This is a genomic window from Bradyrhizobium septentrionale (assembly GCF_011516645.4).
Taxonomy (GTDB): domain Bacteria; phylum Pseudomonadota; class Alphaproteobacteria; order Rhizobiales; family Xanthobacteraceae; genus Bradyrhizobium; species Bradyrhizobium septentrionale.
On sequence record NZ_CP088285.1, the window covers coordinates 9,542,768 to 9,562,151 of the forward strand.

General features: G+C 61.7%; 21 protein-coding genes and 1 pseudogene. 5 read left to right on the forward strand and 17 right to left on the reverse strand.

What is annotated here, in order from left to right; all coding sequences use genetic code 11:
- Nucleotides 1-3: 3 nt before the first annotated feature.
- Nucleotides 4-819: an ABC transporter permease gene (locus tag HAP48_RS47860; RefSeq protein ID WP_166207760.1), complete on the reverse strand. Its 816-nt coding sequence runs from the start codon at nt 817-819 to the stop codon at nt 4-6.
- Between the two features lie 38 nt (nt 820-857).
- Entirely contained in the window at nt 858-1,865 is a 1,008-nt protein-coding gene (locus HAP48_RS47865; RefSeq protein WP_166207763.1) for an ABC transporter substrate-binding protein, read from the reverse strand.
- Nucleotides 1,866-2,057: 192 nt separating this feature from the next.
- Here HAP48_RS47865 and HAP48_RS47870 point away from each other — a divergent pair, with 192 nt between their 5' ends.
- The gene (locus HAP48_RS47870; protein ID WP_166207766.1) at nt 2,058-3,209 is read left to right on the forward strand and encodes a zinc-dependent alcohol dehydrogenase; all 1,152 of its coding nucleotides are present in this window, start codon (nt 2,058-2,060) and stop codon (nt 3,207-3,209) included.
- 45 nt (nt 3,210-3,254) lie between these two features.
- Here the strand turns inward: HAP48_RS47870 and HAP48_RS47875 are convergent, their stop codons facing one another.
- The 8 genes from HAP48_RS47875 to HAP48_RS47910 form a co-directional block, all read right to left on the reverse strand.
- Nucleotides 3,255-3,959, reverse strand: a complete 705-nt coding sequence (locus HAP48_RS47875) for an ABC transporter ATP-binding protein (RefSeq protein WP_166207771.1) — start codon at nt 3,957-3,959, stop codon at nt 3,255-3,257.
- 4 nt (nt 3,960-3,963) lie between these two features.
- The gene (locus HAP48_RS47880) at nt 3,964-4,734 is read right to left on the reverse strand and encodes an ABC transporter ATP-binding protein (protein ID WP_166207774.1); all 771 of its coding nucleotides are present in this window, start codon (nt 4,732-4,734) and stop codon (nt 3,964-3,966) included.
- Nucleotides 4,731-5,717: a branched-chain amino acid ABC transporter permease gene (locus HAP48_RS47885; RefSeq protein ID WP_166207776.1), complete on the reverse strand. Its 987-nt coding sequence runs from the start codon at nt 5,715-5,717 to the stop codon at nt 4,731-4,733. The genes HAP48_RS47880 and HAP48_RS47885 overlap by 4 nt, the downstream gene beginning before the upstream one ends.
- 7 nt (nt 5,718-5,724) lie before the next feature.
- Entirely contained in the window at nt 5,725-6,609 is an 885-nt protein-coding gene (locus HAP48_RS47890) for a branched-chain amino acid ABC transporter permease (RefSeq protein WP_166207779.1), read from the reverse strand.
- A gap of 54 nt (nt 6,610-6,663) precedes the next feature.
- Entirely contained in the window at nt 6,664-7,917 is a 1,254-nt protein-coding gene (locus HAP48_RS47895) for an ABC transporter substrate-binding protein (RefSeq protein WP_166207782.1), read from the reverse strand.
- Nucleotides 7,918-7,985: 68 nt separating this feature from the next.
- The gene (locus tag HAP48_RS47900; RefSeq protein ID WP_166207785.1) at nt 7,986-10,376 is read right to left on the reverse strand and encodes a xanthine dehydrogenase family protein molybdopterin-binding subunit; all 2,391 of its coding nucleotides are present in this window, start codon (nt 10,374-10,376) and stop codon (nt 7,986-7,988) included.
- Complete coding sequence (locus tag HAP48_RS47905; protein ID WP_166207788.1) at nt 10,373-10,858, reverse strand: (2Fe-2S)-binding protein; 486 nt, start codon at nt 10,856-10,858, stop codon at nt 10,373-10,375. The genes HAP48_RS47900 and HAP48_RS47905 overlap by 4 nt, the downstream gene beginning before the upstream one ends.
- On the reverse strand, nt 10,855-11,736 hold the full coding sequence (locus tag HAP48_RS47910; protein ID WP_166207791.1) for an FAD binding domain-containing protein: 882 nt from the start codon (nt 11,734-11,736) through the stop codon (nt 10,855-10,857). Before HAP48_RS47910 ends, HAP48_RS47905 begins: the two co-directional genes overlap by 4 nt.
- A 170-nt stretch (nt 11,737-11,906) precedes the next feature.
- On the opposite strand from HAP48_RS47910, the gene HAP48_RS47915 reads away from it, so the two are divergent.
- Together HAP48_RS47915 and HAP48_RS47920 are read left to right on the forward strand one after the other, a co-directional pair.
- Nucleotides 11,907-13,004 carry an LLM class flavin-dependent oxidoreductase gene (locus HAP48_RS47915; protein WP_166207794.1) on the forward strand — a complete coding sequence of 366 codons (1,098 nt, stop codon included), beginning with the start codon at nt 11,907-11,909 and terminating at the stop codon, nt 13,002-13,004.
- A gap of 15 nt (nt 13,005-13,019) precedes the next feature.
- Nucleotides 13,020-13,895 (forward strand): polysaccharide deacetylase family protein, encoded by an 876-nt coding sequence (locus HAP48_RS47920; RefSeq protein WP_166207797.1) that lies wholly within the window; start codon nt 13,020-13,022, stop codon nt 13,893-13,895.
- A gap of 6 nt (nt 13,896-13,901) precedes the next feature.
- Here the strand turns inward: HAP48_RS47920 and HAP48_RS47925 are convergent, their stop codons facing one another.
- The 5 genes and pseudogenes from HAP48_RS47925 to HAP48_RS47945 form a co-directional block, all read right to left on the reverse strand.
- Nucleotides 13,902-14,588 (reverse strand): TetR/AcrR family transcriptional regulator, encoded by a 687-nt coding sequence (locus HAP48_RS47925; RefSeq protein WP_166207801.1) that lies wholly within the window; start codon nt 14,586-14,588, stop codon nt 13,902-13,904.
- A complete protein-coding gene (locus HAP48_RS47930; protein WP_166207806.1) occupies nt 14,585-15,139 on the reverse strand; it encodes a flavin reductase family protein in 555 nt (184 codons plus the stop codon). Before HAP48_RS47930 ends, HAP48_RS47925 begins: the two co-directional genes overlap by 4 nt.
- Nucleotides 15,140-15,149: 10 nt before the next feature.
- Nucleotides 15,150-16,307, reverse strand: a complete 1,158-nt coding sequence (locus tag HAP48_RS47935) for an acyl-CoA dehydrogenase family protein (protein WP_420869919.1) — start codon at nt 16,305-16,307, stop codon at nt 15,150-15,152.
- Nucleotides 16,308-16,747: 440 nt separating this feature from the next.
- Nucleotides 16,748-16,855: pseudogene (locus HAP48_RS47940) on the reverse strand (GNAT family N-acetyltransferase); the annotation flags it as partial.
- 62 nt (nt 16,856-16,917) lie between these two features.
- Nucleotides 16,918-17,079, reverse strand: a complete 162-nt coding sequence (locus HAP48_RS47945) for a hypothetical protein (protein WP_166207812.1) — start codon at nt 17,077-17,079, stop codon at nt 16,918-16,920.
- A 722-nt stretch (nt 17,080-17,801) separates the two neighbouring features.
- Between HAP48_RS47945 and HAP48_RS47950 the strand changes: the two genes are divergently transcribed.
- Nucleotides 17,802-17,987: a hypothetical protein gene (locus HAP48_RS47950; protein ID WP_166207815.1), complete on the forward strand. Its 186-nt coding sequence runs from the start codon at nt 17,802-17,804 to the stop codon at nt 17,985-17,987.
- Between the two features lie 102 nt (nt 17,988-18,089).
- Here HAP48_RS47950 and HAP48_RS47955 read toward each other — a convergent pair whose 3' ends face one another.
- Complete coding sequence (locus HAP48_RS47955) at nt 18,090-18,392, reverse strand: hypothetical protein (RefSeq protein WP_224497125.1); 303 nt, start codon at nt 18,390-18,392, stop codon at nt 18,090-18,092.
- A gap of 256 nt (nt 18,393-18,648) precedes the next feature.
- On the opposite strand from HAP48_RS47955, the gene HAP48_RS47960 reads away from it, so the two are divergent.
- A complete protein-coding gene (locus HAP48_RS47960) occupies nt 18,649-18,909 on the forward strand; it encodes a hypothetical protein (RefSeq protein ID WP_166207818.1) in 261 nt (86 codons plus the stop codon).
- 82 nt (nt 18,910-18,991) lie between these two features.
- On the opposite strand, the gene HAP48_RS47965 is transcribed toward HAP48_RS47960, so the two are convergent.
- Nucleotides 18,992-19,345 (reverse strand): phasin, encoded by a 354-nt coding sequence (locus HAP48_RS47965; protein ID WP_029079996.1) that lies wholly within the window; start codon nt 19,343-19,345, stop codon nt 18,992-18,994.
- Nucleotides 19,346-19,384 lie beyond the last annotated feature (39 nt).

Sequence of the window (19,384 nt, forward strand, 5' to 3'; positions counted from 1 at the left end):
CGTTCACCCGGCCGCCGCGACCGCGCTGCCGCTGAACGTGCGGGCGAGCGCAAGGATGAGCCAGGTGATCAGGCCAAGCCCCACCGACAACGCTGCCGAAGTCGCGAAATTGGCGGCCAGCGTGAACTCGGTGTAGATCAGCATCGGCAGCACGTCGATGTTCGTCGCCAGCGTGAAAGCGGTTCCGAACGCTCCCATCGCGGTGGCAAAGGCGATCGCACCGGAAGCGACGAAAGCCGGCGCCAGCGCGGGCAACACGACGTCACGCTGCACCGCCCATGGGCTGGCGCCGAGCGACCGTGCGGCCTCCTCCAGACCGACATCGAGCTTCTGTACGGCCGCCATGATGGTGAGGATCACGCGCGGGATCGAGAAATAGAGATAACCCAGGAAAAGCCCGTAGATCGAATAGGCGAAAACAATCTTCTCGCCGAAGATCCTGTTCGAGAGATCGCCGATCAGCCCCTGTCGTCCGGCCAACAGAATGATCATGAAGCCGACGACCACGCCGGGAAACGCCAGCGGAAAGGTCAGCATTGCGATCAGCACGGCCCGCCCGGGAAAGCGGTGCCGCTGCAGAAACATTCCGGCGATCGTCGCCACGATCAGCGTCACGACCGTGGTTGCCGCCGCGAGAAGCACGGTGTTGATCAACGTCGCGCGATAGCGGCCTTCCGCAAGGATCGCGAGATATCCGGCGAGCCCGTGCGGCCCTTCGGCACCTGCGATCACCAGCCGTGCCATCGGCAACAGGAAGAATGCCGTCGTCACGACCGCAAGCGGCAGCAGACAGAGCCAAACAAAGGACTTTTGCGACATCGGAAGATTGGTGCCCTGGCGAAGGGCACCATATTGCCTCAGCGGACCTCGGCGAGATAGCGGTCGACGAAAGCTTTTTGCACGTTTTCCATCTCGCCCCAGTCGACGCTTTTGGCGCGCGCGTAGTCGCTGTCGGGGAGGAATTTGCCCTTCACGGCAGCCGGCAGCTCGATCGGGCGAGCCGGACGCAGATAGGCATTGGTCCAGATCGCCTGGCCCTTGTCGGACAGCAGATAGTCCATGACCTTCTTGGCCTTCTCCTTGTCGGGCGCGTTCTTCACGAGACCGACGACATAGGGGAACACCACCGAGCCCTCGCAGGGAATCACAAACTCGAAGTTGCCCTTTTCCGAATATTTCGCGCGGTAGGCGTTGAAGTCATAGTCGAACAGAATCGGCATCTCACCGGAGACGACGCGGGCATAGGACGTCTGCTTCGGCACGATCGGATCGTTCTTGCGCAGCTCCTTGAAGAAGCCGATCGCCGGATCGAAATTAGTGGGCGAGCCGCCCAGCGCCAGATTGACGGCGACTGCACCGACATAGCCAACGGCCGCCGACGACGGATCGAGGTAGCCGACCATCCCCTTGTAGTCGGGCTTCAACAAGTCCTTCCAGCAGGCCGGCACCGGCTTGCCGCCGAGCGCATCCTTGTTCACGAACAGGCCGAGCGTGCCGGAGTGGATCGTGGTCCAATAGCCGTCCGGATCCTTGAGGCCGGCGGGGACCTGATCCCAATGCGCCGGCTTGTAGGGTTCGAGCGCGTCCTGAGCCTTGGCCTTCATGCCGAAGGTGACGCCGAAATAGCCGATATCGCCAACGGGATTGGCCTTCTCGGCCAGGATCTGAGCCAGCGCCTGGCCGGAATTCTTGTTGTCGTGCGGGATGTCGTAGTTGAGATCGGCCTTGATCGCCTTCAGCATCGAGGCCCAATCCGCCCATTCCGGCGGGCAATTGTAGCAGATCACGTCGGCCGCCCTGGCCGATTGCCACGGCGCGATCAGCGTCAGCGCCAGCAACGCGAGGACAAGGCGGACGGTCTTCATGGGAGGCTCCGGTTTGGCGGGATGCGATGAGGATTTCAACATCAACCGGGCGATCAAGTATAGTCCGCGTATGAAGGTTTTGCGACGCGCCCGCTGCTGTGCAGCAAATGGCGGAGCCGAGATGCCAACCATCGGCTGCTCGCGGCCGCCGGCCGTTTTGCGCTAGGCTGCCAACCAAAAGAGGAGGCGACCATGTACCAGCCGCCCGGCGTCAAGACATCGCCCGACCTTCCCGTCCCCGACCGCATGAAAGCCTGGGTCCTTGGCGACCCCGATCAGCTCCTGCTGGGCGAGAAGCCGACGCCTGTCCCATCGCGTGCCGAGGTGCTGGTCCGCATCGATGCGATTGCGATCTGCGCCACGGATCTCGAGATCATCCATGCCGGGTCGCCGGCGAACATTCAGGGCGGCCTGCCCTTCAACAAGAACTTTACGCCCGGCCATGAATACATGGGCACGGTCGCCGCGCTCGGCCCGGACGTTGACGAATTCAGGATCGGTGAGCGGGTCAGCGTGGAGATTCACGCCGGTTGCGGCCAATGCAAACGCTGCCGCCAGGGCATGTACACGTCCTGTCTCAACTATGGAAAACCCGAGAAGGGCCACCGCGCCAACGGCTTTACGACCGATGGCGGATTCGCCGAATACGCGGTGAATCACATCAACACGCTGGCGCGCGTACCTGATGCGATGAGCGACGCGGAAGCGACGCTTGTCGTGACTGCCGGTACGTCGATGTATGGCCTGACGGAATTGGGGGGATTGGTTGCCGGTGAGAGCGTCGTGGTGATCGGCCCCGGGCCGATCGGACTGCTCGCGGTGGCGGTGGCCAAAGCGCTTGGTGCAAGCCCGGTCATCCTGACCGGAACACGCAACAAGCGGCTCTCGATCGGCGGGGAATTGGGGGCCGATCGGGTCATCAACATCAACGATGAGGACGCCGTTGAGGTTGTGCGGCAACTAACAGGGGGGATCGACGCTGACTATGTCGTCGAATGTGCCGGCACCGAAGCGACACTCAACCAGGCGATTCACATGACCAACCGTGGTGGCAGGATTTGTCTGGCCGCCTTCCCGCACGAGGCTGCAACGCTGGACATTGCGCATCTCGTGCGAAACAACATCTACGCCTACGGCATCCGCGGCGAGGGCCGCAGCGCCACCCACCGCGCCATGGAACTGATGGCAGCGAAGCGGTTCGACGCGACCAGGATTCACACGCACACCTTTCCGCTGGCAGATCTGCCGACGGCGCTCAGATATGCGCGGGATCGCGTCGACGACGCGATCAAGGTCGTCGTGACCAATCGTAGAGCCGAAAAGATCGCGAGCGCCGCGGAGTAAGATGGCGACCGCGCCGGTTGCAACTGCGCCGGCTTGGGGGCCTGCTCACACCGAACAATATCGCTCCTTGATCTCATTGTCGGCCAGCAGTGCCTGCGCAGATGCCTGATGCACCACGGATCCTTGATCCAGCACATAGGCACGATCCGCGATACCCAGCGCGAGCTCGACGTTCTGCTCGACCAGCAGCACCGTCGTTCCCTGCGCCTTCATGCTGCGGAATAGCTCGAACATCTCGTCGACCAGGACTGGCATGATGCCTTCGGACGGCTCATCGAGCATGATCAGGTCAGGCTTTGCGATCATCGCCCGCGCGATCGCCAGCATCTGCTGCTCGCCGCCGGACATCGTGACCGCCTCCTGATCCATGCGCTCGGCCAGTCGTGGGAATATCACGGCGATCTCTTCGATCAGCTCGGCCTCCCGCTTCTTCTGCTTCGACGCGACCAGGCCGAGCCGCAAATTCTCCCGCACGGACAGCCCCTGCACGATCCGCCGCTCTTCGGGAACATAGGCAAGCCCCAGCGCGAACCGAACGTGCGCCGGCTGGCGCAGCAGCTCTTCACCCTTGAAGGTGACCGAGCCGCGCGTCCGCCCCATCAAGCCCATGATCGATTTCAGCGTCGTCGTCTTGCCGGCCCCATTGCGGCCGATCAGACAGACGATTTCGCCTCTGCTCACCTCGAGACTGATGTCCTGCAACGCGTGGCTTGCGCCGTACCAGGCATTGAGCTTGCTGATCTGCAGCATCACCTCAATGCTCCCGCTGGCCGAGATAGACACGCTTCACGGCCTCGTTCTGCCGGACCTCCTGCGGTGTTCCCTCGGCAAGGAGCTCGCCATGGTGCAGCACGAGGATGCGATCGCTGATCCCGAGCACGAGCTTCATCTTGTGCTCGACGAGGATGACCGTGCGCTCCTTTGCGAGCTTCACGATGAGATCCATCATGGTCCGGGTTTCTTCCGGGCTCATGCCGGCCGTCGGCTCGTCCAGCAGCAGCAAGCGAGGCTGACTGGCAAGCGCCATGCCGATTTCCAGCGCCCGCTGCTCGCCATGAGCCAGCGTTTTGGCGGCGCGTTCGCGGGACTCCCACAACCCGACCAGGGCAAGCAGCGCGTCCGCCCGCTCGACCAGTTCGGTCAGCCGCGCGCGTGGGCGCCAGATGTCGTATCTCGACACCAAGGCCTGCAGACCGACGCGGATGTTCTCACGCGTCGTGAGCTGCGGAAACACGCTGGTGATCTGGAACGACTTTGCGATACCCATGTGCGCAAAGCGGTGCTGCGGCAGACCGGTGACATCCTTGCCCTCGAACTCAACGCTGCCATTCGAAGGCGGAAAGGCGCCGCACAGCAGATTGAAATAGGTGCTCTTTCCGGCGCCGTTCGGACCGATGATGGAGGTGATCGCACCCCTGGCAAACTCGGCCGAGATGTTGTTGAGCGCGACAAACTTGCCGAACGTCTTGCCGACGCCCCTGGTGCGCAGAATGATTTCTCCCGCCTGGTCTGCCGCCGCGGTCATCGCCTGCCCCGCGCGATCAGCGTGCCCCAGATGCCGGCAGGGAAGAACAGCACGCATGCAATGAAGATGGCACCAACGATCAGTTGCCAGTGCACGGTCCAGACGGAGACGATGTTCTCCAGCACCAGGAAGACCGCGGCGCCGATCATCGGCCCGAAGAATGTCCCCATACCGCCCAGCAGAGCAATCATCACGACGAGGCCCGAGGTCTCGTAGTGCAAGATCTCGATCGGCACGATCGACAGATGCAGGGCCTGCAAGGCACCCGCGAGGCCGCAGAAGCCGCCCGACAAAACGAAGGTCAGCAACCGGGTCAGGGTCACGTCATAGCCCGACGCGCGGGCCCGCATCTCATTCTCGCGCACGGCCTCAATGACGGCCCCAAATGGCGACGCGAGAATGCGCGACATCACGAAGAATGCAGCGATCACGAAGGCCGCAATGACGTAGTACCGGACCATTGGGTTGATGAAATCAATCCGCAGGCCGAACAGATCGATGGTGCGGACGTTGATGCCGCGCAGGCCGTTTTCGCCGCCGGTCAGGTCAACCGCCTGATAGAAAAGGTAGTAGACGCATTGCGACAGCGCCATCGTCACCATGGCGAAGTAGATGCCGCGGGTCCTGATCGCGAGTACGCCAATCACCAGCGCCATCAACAGGCCGCCGGCGAGGCCCGCCGCAATGGCCGCATACCATGACCAGCCAAAGTGCACGATGGCGATGCCACAGACATAGGCACCAGTTCCAAGCAGCGCAGCATGACCGAATGAGAGCAGGCCCAGATAGCCAAACACAAGGTTGAAGCCGAGGGCGTACAGGCCATAGATCAGGATGTTCACGGCGAGCGCCGTGAACGGCATCACCAGCGGAAAAACCAGGATCACCACGGCCACGATGCTGGCGCGATGCTTCGTTGCAAACTCGTACCAGCTGGCCGTCGTGGTATCGGGCTGTTTGATGGATTCGGTGGCGTCGGTCATGCCTGGCTCAGCTCATCAATCCGGCGCGGCCGAAAAAGCCCTGGGGACGAACAATCAGCACGATCGCCATCAGGGCAAAGATCGAAACCTTGGCCATCTCTGGTGCAAACAGCGAGGTCATGCCGACCACCACACCGACCAGCAGGCCTGCCAATATGGCGCCGCCGATCGACCCCATTCCGCCGACGACGGTCACCACGAACGCTTCGGCGAGAATCGTGCCGCCCATCTCCGGGATGACGCCCTGCAGCGGGGCCGCCAACAGCCCGGCCAAGCCCGCAATCGCGGTACCTATCCCGAACACGATCAACCAGACCCTGGAAACATCGACCCCAAGGACGCGGACGATCTGTGGATCGCGCGCGCCGGCGCGGATAATGAGGCCGAAGCTGGTCTTCTCCAGAAACAACCAGAGCGCCAGCAGGACGACGGCCGTCGCTGCGATGACAAACAGGCGGTAGAGCGGGAAATAGCCGACACCGATGTTGACCGCCCCCTGCAGGATCTCGGGCGTGTCAAAGGGATAACCGGTCTTGCCAAAGAAAATGCGCACGCATTCGACCATCACGTAACTCAGCCCGAAGGTGAGCAGCAGCGGATAGTCGATGCCGCGACCGTAGAGCGGCCGGATCAGCACGCGCTCGACCCCAAGGCCGAACAGTCCGATCAGGAGGGGCACCGCCACCAGGCAGATCCAGAAATTGCCGCCGATCGAGATCAGGTAAAGGCCGACATAGGCGCCGACCATGTAGAAGGCGCCATGGGCGAAGTTGACGACGGTCAACATCCCGAAGATCAGCGAGAGGCCGATCGCAAACAGCACGTAGATCGCGCCGAGCGCCAGCCCGGCGAACAGTTGCAGCGCAATCAGGTCAAAGCTCAGGCCGGCCATCTCATCACCCCAATGTGGCGCGCACCGTTCCACGCCGCGCGCCATCGCACGAGCTCAGCTCTTGTGACCGAGCGCTTCGCAGGTACGCAGGTTCTTTTCGTTGGGTTCTTCGGTCGACAGAACCTCGAACACATCGGACTCGTTCTTCATGTCCTTGGATTTCGACTTGATCACGAGCACCGACTGCACCGACTGGTGATCGCATTTGCGATAATATTGCGGTCCCTTGTAGTAGTCGTACTTCAGAGCCTCCAATGCGGTGACGACCTTGTCGGTCTCCACGCTGCCCGCGCCCTTGACCGCCTCGAGCACGGTCCGAACACCGCCATAGCCGAGCGCGCCGTAATCGGTGGGCAGCTTGCCATCATACATCTTGCGGAAAGCATCGTTGAACGCCTTGGTCGAGGCGAACTTGTCATCGATACCCCAGTAGAACGAGCAGCCGCCGACGACGCCTTCGAATGCCTGCGGGCCCGCCGCGACGCGACTGGCATGCGACAGCAGCGGCGCGATGATCTGGATCGATTTCTTGATGCCAAAGTCCGTCGCCTGCTTCAGCGCGATTTGCTGGTCCCGCCCGAAATTGCTGATGCACAAAATATCGGGCTTCAGCGACTGGAGACGCGGCAGCAGGGTCGAGAAATCGGTCGTTCCCAGCGGATGGCGGATGTCGCCGAGGTTCTCGATGTTGAACTCCTTGCCGACCTCGAGGAAGCCGCGAACCATTTCGTGACCGTAGGCATAATCCGCCGTGAGAAACGCAACCTTCTTGCCGAATTTGGTGAAGGCGTAGCGGCCGACCGCACCTGATGTCATGTGCGGGTTCAGCGCTTCGTGGAATGTGTATTTGCTGAAATCTGCCGCCTCGTTGATGGCGTCGGACTGGCTGATCGAATTGAAGATGACGCCGCGCTCCTTGGTGACGTTGTTGATCGCGAGCTGAACCGCCGCCGAGAGACTTCCGACGACGAAATTCACCTTCTCCTTCTCGACCAGCTCCAATGTCCGTGTCGCCGCCTCGCCGGGATTGAGCTTGTCATCGCGCACAACGAGCTCGGCCTTGCGGCCGTTGAGGCCGCCGGCATCATTGAATTGGGCGACGGCCAGCTGCCCCGCCCGCACCTGGTCCTGGGCCTCCGCGCCATAGGGGCCGGTCAAGGGAACCGGGAAGCCGATCTTGATCGGCGCTTCCTCGGCCTGCAGCAGATTGATGCGAAACGGCGAGACGGCGAGAGCGGCGCCGGCGCTTGCCGTCGTCAGCAGACGACGCCGCGATATCGATCCAGCTTTGGTGACCTTGTTCGTCATGACCATTCCTCCCCAAGAACTGTCTGTGTTTTGCTTATCGTATTGTCTTTGCCCGGAACGTCTCCACCTCAGATTCGTCCCAGGGCCGTCAGGATAACCTGAGGCGTCAGCGGAATCTCGGTAATTATTGCGCCGAACTGCCGGAGCGCGTCATTGACCGCGTTGGCGACCGCAGCTGCCGCACCGGCTGTCCCCGCCTCGCCCGCCCCCTTGGCGCCCAGCTCCGATTCTAACGTCGGAGAGACCACGTGGCCGATCTCGATATCGGGCATCTCGCCGGACATCGGGACCAGGTAGTCCGCCATATTGGCGTTGGTCAGCTGACCGCGTTCATCATAAATGCACTTCTCGAACAGCGCCGCGCCGAGCCCCTGCACGACGCCGCCCCGGATCTGCTCGTCGACCAGTTGCGGGTTGATGATGGTGCCGCAATCTTCGACAACCCAATGCTTGAGCAGCGTAACGAACCCGGTCTCGGTATCGACCTCAAGCCACGAGGCCTGAACGCCGTTGGTGAACGCAAAGGGATACTGGCGTGGAACGAAATGCCGGGTGGCCATCAACTCGGGCTGGATGCCTGGCGGGAGGGTGTCTGGTCGAAAATAGACGATCCGCGCCAGCTCATTCAGCTCGATGCGCGGCGCACCGTCGTCGGCATTGACGATGCTGTTGTTGACGATATCGAGCCCGGTCGGCGTCGATTGCAGGATGGCTGCAGCAACGTCGAGAATATTCTTGCGCAGGGCCTTGGCGGCTTGCAGCGCGGCTTCGCCGCCGATGCCGGCGCCGCGAGAGGCCCACGTACCGCCGCCATAGGGCGTGTTGTCGGTATCCCCCAGGATCACGCGGACCCGCTCCATCGAAACGCCAAGCACGCTGCCGACGATCTGCGCCGTCAGCGATTCCGACCCTTGCCCCTGCTCCGTGATGCTGGTCTGGCAGATCACCGAGCCCTGGGCGTCGAGCCGAACCGCGACGCCGTCCTGCGACGAGATCCGCGCGCCGCCGACGCCGTAGAAGGCGGCGCTGGGATTGGTCACTTCTATGAAGCTGGCGATCCCGATGCCTCGGTGAACGTTTCTGGTACGCAAGGCGGCTTGCTCAGCACGCAATGCGTCGTAGTCCATCATCTGAAGCAGCTTGGTCAGCGAGGCGTGATGCGAAAGCTGCTCAAACTTCATGCCCGAGGGTGATGCGCAGGGATAGGCGTCGTCGGCGATCAGATTACGCCGGCGGATTTCGACGGGGTCCATGCCGATCTTCGCCGCGGCCAGATCGACCAAGCCCTCGGTAACCGAACAGGCGATCGGGTGTCCGACCGCCCGGTACTGGCACATCACGTTCTTGTTCTGGAACACGACCCGCGCCCGCGCCCGATAGTTCGGGGTGACATATGGCCCTCCGACCAGATTGACCACCTGATTTGCCTCGATGGCGCTGGTGCGCGGATACATCGAATAGGGGCCGATTCCCGTCAGGTCATCGATCTCGAATGCCGTAATCGTGCCGTCCTTTAGGACGCCGATCCGTCCCCTGCATCGATGATCGCGGGCGTGAATGTCCGTGTTGAAACTCTCGACGCGGTCAGCCACGAACTTGACCGGCCGCCGCAGCAGCTTGGACAGCGCATAGGTCGCCATTTCGTCGGCGTAGATGTGGACCTTGATGCCGAACGAGCCGCCGACATCCTTGCAGACCACCCGGACCTGCGCTTCCCTCAGCCCGAGATGGAGCGCCGCGATGTTCTGCACCATGTGGGGCGCCTGCGTGCCCTGATAGATCGTGAGCCGCGCCTCGGCTGCGTTCCAGTCGGCAACGACGGCCCGCGGTTCAAGCGTCACGCCGGTGTGGCGCCCGAACACGAAGTCGGCTTCGACCACCTCGGACTCCGACAATGCGAGGTCGACATCTCCGGCGTTGATGGTCCGTTCAAAGGCGAGATTGTCACCGAGCGCGGCGTGGATGACGGGAGTGGCCGGATCGAGTGCCGCGCGCATGTCCGTGACCGCCTCGAGCTCCTCGTAGTCGACGGTAATGTGCTCCATGGCATCTTCAGCGGCCGCACGGCTGGTTGCCACAACCGCCGCCACCGCCTCACCCTGCCAGCAGACCCGGTCGACCGCGATCGCGTGCTGCGGCGCAGACTTCAATCCCTTCAGATGCGAGAGCACACCGACCCAAGGCGTAATCACGTCCTCAAGCTCACGCCCGGTGACGATGGAAATGACGCCCGACATACGCCTTGCCGCGGCGGCATCGATCGCCACGATCTTGGCGTGCGCATATGGCGACCGCAGAAAGACCACGTGCGCCATACGCGGCAATTCCAGGTCGCTGACATATTGTCCGCGCCCCTGCAACAGCCTGTCGAGATTCGGACGCGGCACCGATTTGCCGATGTAGGAATTCGGGCGATCGAGCACCGAAAGTGTGTCGGCTGGCGCATGGGTCGCTGTCATGCGCGGCGCTCCGCGCGCGTCTTGGCTGTCGCCTCCACAGCATCCAGGATGGCCTGATAGCCCGTGCAGCGGCAATAGTTGCCAGAAAGATGTTCGCGGATCGCTTGCCGATCGGGCATGGACACCTGCTTGAGTAGATCCTGCGCCGTTATCAGCATCCCAGGCGTGCAATAGCCGCACTGCAATGCATTGCGTTCGCGAAACGCTGCTTGGAGATCGGCGACTTCTCCGCTGTCGGACAGCCCCTCGATTGTCTCGACCGACGCGCCCTGCGCCTGGACCGCCAACATCAGACAGGAGCGAACGATCTCGCCATCGACCCGGACAGTACAGGCGCCACAGACGCCGTGCTCACAACCGACGTGAGTGCCGGTCAGCTTCAGATTCTCTCGAAGGAAATCAGCGAGGTTGAGCCGCGGCAAGACAAAGGCATCGATAGGTTCGCCGTTGACCAGAAGCGAGATCGATACCGGAACGCTCACCTGGTTGCTCCCGCTTCCAGTTCAGGTCGCGCGAGTAACGCGGCCACACAGCGCCGGAGCAAGACTGCGGCGAGATGTCGGCGCATGGCTGGGCTCGCCTGCTGATCCTCCTGTGGATCGAGTTCATCGGCCAACGCGGTCGCAGCCTCTGCGAGCAAGACGGCGGTCACAGATGCATTGATCAGCTTGTCGGCGGCAGTCGCGAGCAGAGGCCGGTCGCCAACAGCAAAGAAGCCGAGCCGAAAATCCGTGAACCTGCCGCCCGCCACAACAGCGCGAGCGGCGAGGCCAACGATGGCATAGTCGCCATGCCGCCGGGCGTATTCCTGAAAGAAAAACGTCGAGCCTTGGCCCGCGACAGGCACCTCGACTGCGACAAGCAACTCGTCTGGAGATAGTGCCGTTTCGTAGATTCCCTTGAAAAACCTGGTCGCAGCAATCCGGCGCTCGCCGGCCGGGCCGCGAACGATAATCGTGGCGTCAAGTGCTACGACGCAGGCGGGCAGTTCCGACGCAGGATCGGCATGGGCGAGGCTACCGCCAATCGTTCCGCGATTGCGAATTGCGGGATGAGCAACATGGGCAACGGCATCGCGCAACAACGGCGCGTGCAGAGCAACCTCCGGCGAACCGAGCAGGTCGACATGCCGGGTCAACGCACCAATGACCAGCACATCTCCCTTCACCGCGAAGCCGCGCAACTCGGCGAGGCCGCCGATATCGACCACGATGTCCGGAGATAGGAGCCTCAGGTTCATCGCCGGCATCAGGCTTTGACCACCCGACAAAACCTTCGCCTTATCGCCATGCGCAGCGAGCAATTCCAGCGCATTCACGACGCTGGTCGCGCGGGCATAGGCGAAAGCCGCAGCTTTCATGTGGGCGTGGCCTCCCGGGCCCAATTTTGGTTTGTCCGATTAGAGGGCCGCCCTCTTCAAAGGTCAAGCTTGTTTATCGAGTGATTATTTGTGCGGCGGGGCTTGTCTTCGTCGCAGGAAGGCCGCAGGTTCCTCGCCAACTAAAGTTCTACTCGCAGGGGAGGCGGATCATGAAGCTCGGATTCTTTACGATGCCGATCCATCCTCTCGACAAGGATTGGCGGCAATCGCTCCGGGAGGATCGGGAGGCTTTCCTGCTTGCGGACGAGCTCGGCTTCACCGAAGCCTATGTCGGCGAGCATGTCACCGACAAGGCCGAGAACATCACTTCCAGCATCGCGTTCATTGCCTGGCTCGCGGCCGCGACCAAGCAGATCAGGCTTGGAACCGGCACCATCAACATGCCGAACACCCATCCGGCTGCGGTCGCCGCATCTGTCGCCATGCTCGACCACATGCTTGATGGCCGCTTCATATTCGGAATCAGCCCGGGCGGGTTGCTGTCCGATGCGGAAGTCTTCGGTAATCTCGATGCCGACCGCAATGCGATGTTCCTGGAAGCGATCAATCAGGTTCTCGACATCTGGGCCGGCAAGCCGCCCTATGATCTGCAGGGCAAATATTGGAATGTCTCGGTCAAACGAACTCTGATTGAGGATATTGGCCAAGGCATCGTCGCGCGCCCCTTGCAGACCCCTCATCCGCCGATCGTGGTGACTGCGGTCGCGCCGTTCTCAAAAGGCGTCACGGAAGCCGCGGCACGCGGCTGGGACCCGATCTCGGCAAACTTCCTGATGCCAGCCTGGGTGAAGAGCCATTGGCCCAAATATGTCGAGGGCTGCGAGCGCGCAAACCGGGCGATCGACAGCGCCAATTGGCGTGTCGCCAAGAGCGTGTTCGTGGCAAAGGACGCTGCAACCGCGAAAGCCTATGCCACGTCCCCCGACAGTCCCTACGTGTACTACTATCACCAGCTGTTCACGAAGCTGAAGCGCAGCGGCCGGCTCGAACTGTTCAAGACGCGGCGGGATCAACCTGACGCCGAGGTTACATTGGAAGAGATCTGCGACAAGCTCATCATCTACGGCACGCCCGAAAGCGTGGCCGATCAACTGCTGACGTTCCAGGCGGAGATCGGCACTTTCGGAACCTTGCTGTACGCCGGCAAGGACTGGAAGGATCGCGAGCTTGGCCGGCAATCGATGATCCTGATGGCCGAGAAGGTCTTGCCGCGGATCAATGCCACCGCTGCCGGATCATCGGCGTGATCAAGGAGTTTCGACATGGCCTTCACTGATCGCATTCCGTACCAGGCCCAGGTCGATCGCCCGAAGCTGACATTGCCGGGCGGCAAGAAACTTGCCGTGTGGGTGATCCTCAATGTCGAGGAATGGCGGATCGGGAACGCGATGCCGCGTACCGTGCTGAGCCCACCGATGGGCCAGCCCCTGCTGCCCGACGTGCCGAACTGGTCGTGGCATGAATACGGCATGCGCGCCGGCTTCTGGCGGCAATTCAAGGCCCTCACCGACCGAAATATCCCAGTGACGCTGGCCGTGAATGCCAACGTCTGCAACACCTATCCGCGGGTGGCGTCGGCAGCGCTTGAGGCGGGCTTCGAATTCATGGGACACGGATTTGTCCAGGGACCGATGCACAAGGTCGAGAACCAGGCGGACGCGATCAAACGCGCGGTCGATACCATTGCTGGATTTACCGGCAAGCCGCCGCGATCGTGGGAAAGCCCGGGCCTGACCGAGACCGAGGAGACGCTCGATCTCCTGCGCCTCAACGGCATCGAATACGTGGCCGACTGGGTGATCGACGATCTCCCGCAGGACATCGCCACGCCGCACGGGACGGTGACAACAATTCCCTATTCCGTCGAGACCAACGACATCGTTATCCACGCGCTGCAGCACCTTCCGTCAGAACAGTTCCTGACGCGCTGCACCGACCAGTTCGATCGGCTTTATCTTGAAGGCGCAGAGAATGCGCGGATCATGGCGATCTCGGTGCATCCCTACATCACGGGGGTGCCACACCGAATCAAGTACCTCGAGGTCCTGCTCGATTACGTCATTGGTCATGACGGCGTGGCCTTGATGACGGCGAGTGAGATCGGAGATTGGTATCGAGGTCAGATGGCGACAAAGTAGTGCGGTTCAGCCCACAACCTTGATCGGTACCCGTCGACGATCGGTCGCGCTCTCCGCCATCCTCTCGAATCCTGCGAGAAAGATATCCAGCGCATCGCTGATCATTCGTGCCTTGTCCTCGAGGACCGGCGCTTCGTAGATGTACTTCCGCACACCATAGTAGAAGATGCCGCCGTGAAACACCCAGGCCAATTCCAGTTCGGCGGCGCTGGGCCTGCTTTGCGTCGCGAGGCCGGCGTCGTGGCGGCATTCCCTGAGAATTCGGGTCAGGATCTTGTCCTTGACCATGCCGACATACCAGCGATTGATGTCGAGGCCCTTCAGGCCGGAGTAGAGATAGATCCGCAGCCATTTGCGGTTGAAGATCGCATCCGTGTAGACTTCGTAAAACTCCTGCAGGCGCACGCGAAGCGGACGCGAGCGATCCGCGAGCAACTTCTCCCAGCCGATTTCAAGGGGTTCGAGATATACCTTGCGGTAGACCTCCTTGATGAGATCATCCTTGCTCGGAAAGTAGCGGTAAAGCAGCGGCTGGGTTACGCCGAGCTTGCGCGCGAGGGTACGTGTACCGCCGCCGAATCCCTCTTCCGCAAAAAGCTCAGTCGCCTTGGTGACGAATTCGCTGCGCCGGTCGTCAGCTGATAGTCGCCTCTGCTTGGTACGAGCTCGCTTGACGGGCGTCTTTCGATTCATGATGTCCTGTCACCATCGTCAGGCTGGAATCGGCCAAAACCTCCCCGCGCGAACAGCAACGGATTGTTCCGGTTATAAGCGTAGGCTTCCACCGCCCCTAGAAAAATGACGTGATCTCCGCCGTAGTAGCGGTTGGCAGCACGGCATTGAAAATTTGCAACCACGTCGGCAAGCACGGGAGCTTGACCGAGACCTGGCGTCCAGCTCACACCTGCGAACTTATCGCCTGATGACCTGGCGAACTGCAGCGCCAACGCCCGCTGCGACGCATCAAGAACGTTGACCGTGAAATGGCTGGCATTCTGGAAGATCGGCAGCCCCTGCGAAAACATGCCCAGGCTCCACAGCACCAGCGGCGGATTGAGCGACACCGACGCGAAGGAATTGCAGGTAATTCCGTACGGCCGCCCTTCGGCAGACATCGCGGTCACGATCGTCACGCCGGTCGCAAACGTGCCGAGCGCGTTGCGGAAGTCACGGGGGTCGATCGTCGAACTGTCGCTTGCGAACTCACTGGCCGGATCCGGCGGATGTTTGGGTAAGTCAGACATCCGATCGGCCTCAAAGCGTCAGGTTTTCAGACGGAAGCCCGAGGGCCACCCGCCCGTAATTGGTACCCGCCGCATCGAAATTGAAGGCGAGGTGCGAGTTCACCGCATGCGCATCGCGGAATTGGCGCTGCAACGCGCCCGAGGTGAACAGGCTGCGCGCCCCGCTCGCCGCGAACAGAAGAGACACCGCTTCGGTGCACAGATTGACCGCAAACGCGCCGTCACGTCGGAGCTTCGTCTTCGCGGCAATGCTCGGGATGTCGCCACGCCGAACTTCCGCTAACACTTCAACACTGTTCGTGCGCATGATCAGACGCGCGGCATCTATCTTCGCCGACGCCTCAGCGATCTTGATCTGTGTGCTCTGCAGGTCCCCGATCTTGGCCCGGTTGTATGTCGATGCGCGGTGTCGCGCGATCTCGACATAATCATCAAGGCAAGCCTGCGCATTCCCCAAGCCGACCCCTGACAATACATAAGGAAACAACGAGAAGACCGGAAGCATGTAGAGCGCATTCGGATTGACAACACTGCCCGGCGTCGCACCGCCCGCGAGATCGCTGACGGCAACCGTCATATGCTCGGGGACGAACGCGTCAGTTACCCGAACGTCGTTTGATCCCGTTCCGCGCAAACCAGCCGCATTCCAAGTATCGTCGATGCAGTAGTCCCGCCTGTTCAGCAGGAACAACCGATATTCGACGCCATCGGCTTCATCGTCAGAGGCAACCACGCTCGCGAGCATGTTCCACCCGCACGCTTCCACCCCGGACGAGAACGGCCAATGACCATTCAGCACATATCCGCCACTTGTCTTCCTTGCACGGCCTGCCGGGAAAACAAAGGAAGACGCGATCAGCGTATCCGGATCCTTGCCCCACACCGCGCTCTGCGCCTCGGGCGCGAACATGCCGAGCATCCAGTGGTGACTGGCAAGATTGGCAAAATTCCAGGAGACCGAGGCGTCGCCCTGCCCCAGGGCATCGGCGCAATCGACCAGTGCAACATAGTCGAGTTCGCTTCCCCCGACGCGCTTGGGCTGCAGGATCCGAAAAAGCCCATGATCGTGCAGATCCCGTTCGGTCTCCGGCGGCAATCGGCGCAGCTCTTCGGTCCGTTGAGCCCGCTCACGCAAGGCCGGCACAAGCGCCCTGGCTCGTGCGACCATGACCGAATAGCGGTCTATATCTGGGCCTGGCGGCACCTTCGCGTCGAGCCCGCGGTCAACCTCAACCATGGTCTCTTCCTTCGTTCGATCTCCAAGACATCTGCACGTGCGATCGAGCCGTACGACTTAGTTTATCGATCGATCACCAGAGATCAAGCCGCGCAACCCTACGTCCCGCGAATTCAACGCCCAGGACTAACGACTGCGGCGGGGCCTATTGAGGGAACGCTTCCAACAATGCCCCGTCCGCTCGGGCCAGGCCACTCTAGCATTTTCCCGCCAAGATTCGAGATGTGGTCTGGTTCCCGGCTAGCGACCGCTGCTTACCGAAGGCACCACCAACGGTGCGGAAACGCAAAAAAGCCCGGTAGCCATTCGGCCACCGGGCGGCGCTCTAGGTCGTCGAATTGTTGGCAACCGCCCGAACCGCCTTGCAGGATCTAGACGAGCCCCTTTCGCCAATACAGTGTGTGCTGCCATGCCCAGGGCGAGACAGGTTCGAAGAGCCGATATCCCTGCCGGATAAAGTTATTGGCAGAGAAACAATTGATCGCGCTTCGCGTATGACTCCGCGCGAGTGAACGGATCTGGGTGATCGACTTCGCCAAACCTATTTCTCCTCCCAATCGGACGGGAGATACTCGCTCGGAGCCGTGTCGGAGTGATCCGTGTCGGGATCGGGCAGCACCGAGCGAAATGCGATCGTGGGAAAATCCGTTCGCTCACACTCACGACGCGGTCGCGGAATGAACTGGATGATCTCGGCGCTCATGTGGCCTCCCACAGAGCGAGGGCAACCAGGCCCGCGAGTGCGAGCGAGATCAGATAGGCGGTCATTGCAAACCTCATTGATCGGCCGGAAGCGCGCGGTGCGGCCATCGAATTAAAGATGCGGCAGGTCGCGCAAAATGCTGCGACCGTTTGGGGCGCGAACCTTATCCCTGACGAATGGGGCCGCGGGCGGCGCCGGCTTGCGCCGCGCCGCAGGACCGGCGCGTTCGCGCGCACCGGCCAATTTCGTGCTCGCTTCAAGGGTTCGGACGGCGGCGCGCGCTGACGACGCTCAGGCGATGGGCGGGAGGATGTGGCGTCGTGACGTTGCGGCCGCCGTCCGATTGGTGAAACGGCAAAGAAAAAGCCCGCCGCGGATTGCTCCGCGCGGGCTCAACAATTTCGGAATTTTTGAATTATGCAGCTGAGTTGCCCGACGTGTCAAACCTTTTTACGAGCTGAATGCGATTGGTAAAATGCAACGCGTCGGCTTCGACGGTGGGAAACCGCCTTGATCGAAAGTTTGCGCATGATCGGGAATCGCAACATGAGCTGGCGTCGATCGGCCGTATGCTTGTTGCGATGATGTCAGTGTGCCGCTGAGTTGCCCGACGCGTCAAGAGGGACAAGCGGTTCATATTTGGACCGACATCAATTGCGGTTTTCGGCTCGCGCCGGTCGAACCGGCCCGCGCCGCATGTTGATTGCAGGGAGGAAGCGTCGATGTATTTCGTTGCTGCCGTGCTCGCGGTCCTGTCCGGCCTGTTCTATGCCGCAGGCCATCATCAGATCGGTTCGCTCGGTACCACCATGTGCCAGTATGGCGGTTTCTTTTGCGACACTCCGGTGCTGGTTCTCGTCGGCGCCGGGTTCGCCGCGGCGTGGGGCATGCTCGTCAGCGTTCGCTGATCATCGGTTGATACTGCCGACAGTGTTCTTGTGCCGCTGAGTTGCCCGACGAGTCAATTTCTGCGCTCCGCGTCATCGGACGCATATCCACGAACGCCGCTTCTATTGCGGCGGGATAGGGTTTGCCGGTTGCGCTGGCTTGGGGCCAGGTGGAACGGGCTCAATCGGCGCCTTCGGCTCGGTCGGCACGACCGTTGCGCCGGCCGCACGCGCCGCCTCGCCGGTCGTCGAGTAGTTGGCGGAGGCGGCCGGCTGCACCTTCGGCTTATTCCATGGACCGTGGTCGACGATCAGCATCCCCAACACGCCAAGGATCGCAACCACGGCTGCAACCACCAGCGGCATACCGCCGTGCCGATTGCGATGCCTGAGCGAACCACCTTCCATTATGCCGTGCGCTTGCATTGTCATCATCGTCTCCTCCCCGGAGACAAGCCGCGACCCGCGCGTAAGTTTCCGGTTCCCTGACGTGAAAGGACGGCATGTCGGTGGAACCAATCCACGGCTGTGGCATTTGCACGATGTGCGGCTGCCACCCGCAATTCAAAACGGCGCCTGTCGCGGATAGCCCGAGGTCATCGACCCGCTGTTCAAAACATGCGCACGCGCGGATAGAAGAGGTGGCGGCCACCTGACCTTTAGTGAGATCGCGGCACCGCACATGAGCTCCGAGACACCCGAGTCCCCGCTGCAGCCCACGCTTGGTGAGCGAGCGATCGACACCGCGACGGACGTTTCGCGCACCATCACGGAGGTGTCGGACGGACTGCGAGCGGCTGCAGATCGGCTCAGCGATGCGATCGCAAGCTCACGCCGGCCAGGCGGAGCCCTTGCCACGGTGAGCGCGGTCACGCGCGAAGCGCCGCTCGCCAGCCTGTTCGTCGCGTTTCTGCTCGGCGTTGCCGTCGCGCGCCGGCGCTAGAGCGTTTTCGAGCGAAGTGGATGCCGGTTCGCGTGAAGAAAACGCGTCAAAGCAATAGGCTCGATGCGCCGCGAAAGCCGCCCTAGAACTTGCCTTTGGTGGCGTCCTTGGTTGCGGACATGACGCTTCCGCTGATCTGCCGCATATGTTCGCCTGCGTTGGTAAACTGGCTGCGCAGGAACTCCGACTGGATCCGCATCGCTTCCTGCAGATCGGTCGCGTGCACGAGCTTGCGCGCATGCTCGAACGCCGCCTTCATGTTCTGCTCGGTGAACGACAGCGCCTGTTTGGAAATCTCGGTACCGGTGCCCGGCATCGCCGTCATCGACTTGCTCGCGGCGTCAAAGAACAGGCTGAAGGCCTTTTCGGCCTGGTCGATGGTCTTTTCCGCGAGATCGCGCAACTCGGCGGGAACTTCAAGCTTCGGCTCAATCATGATCGCGCCCCCTGAAATAAGCGTGGGGCAAGGTTAGCA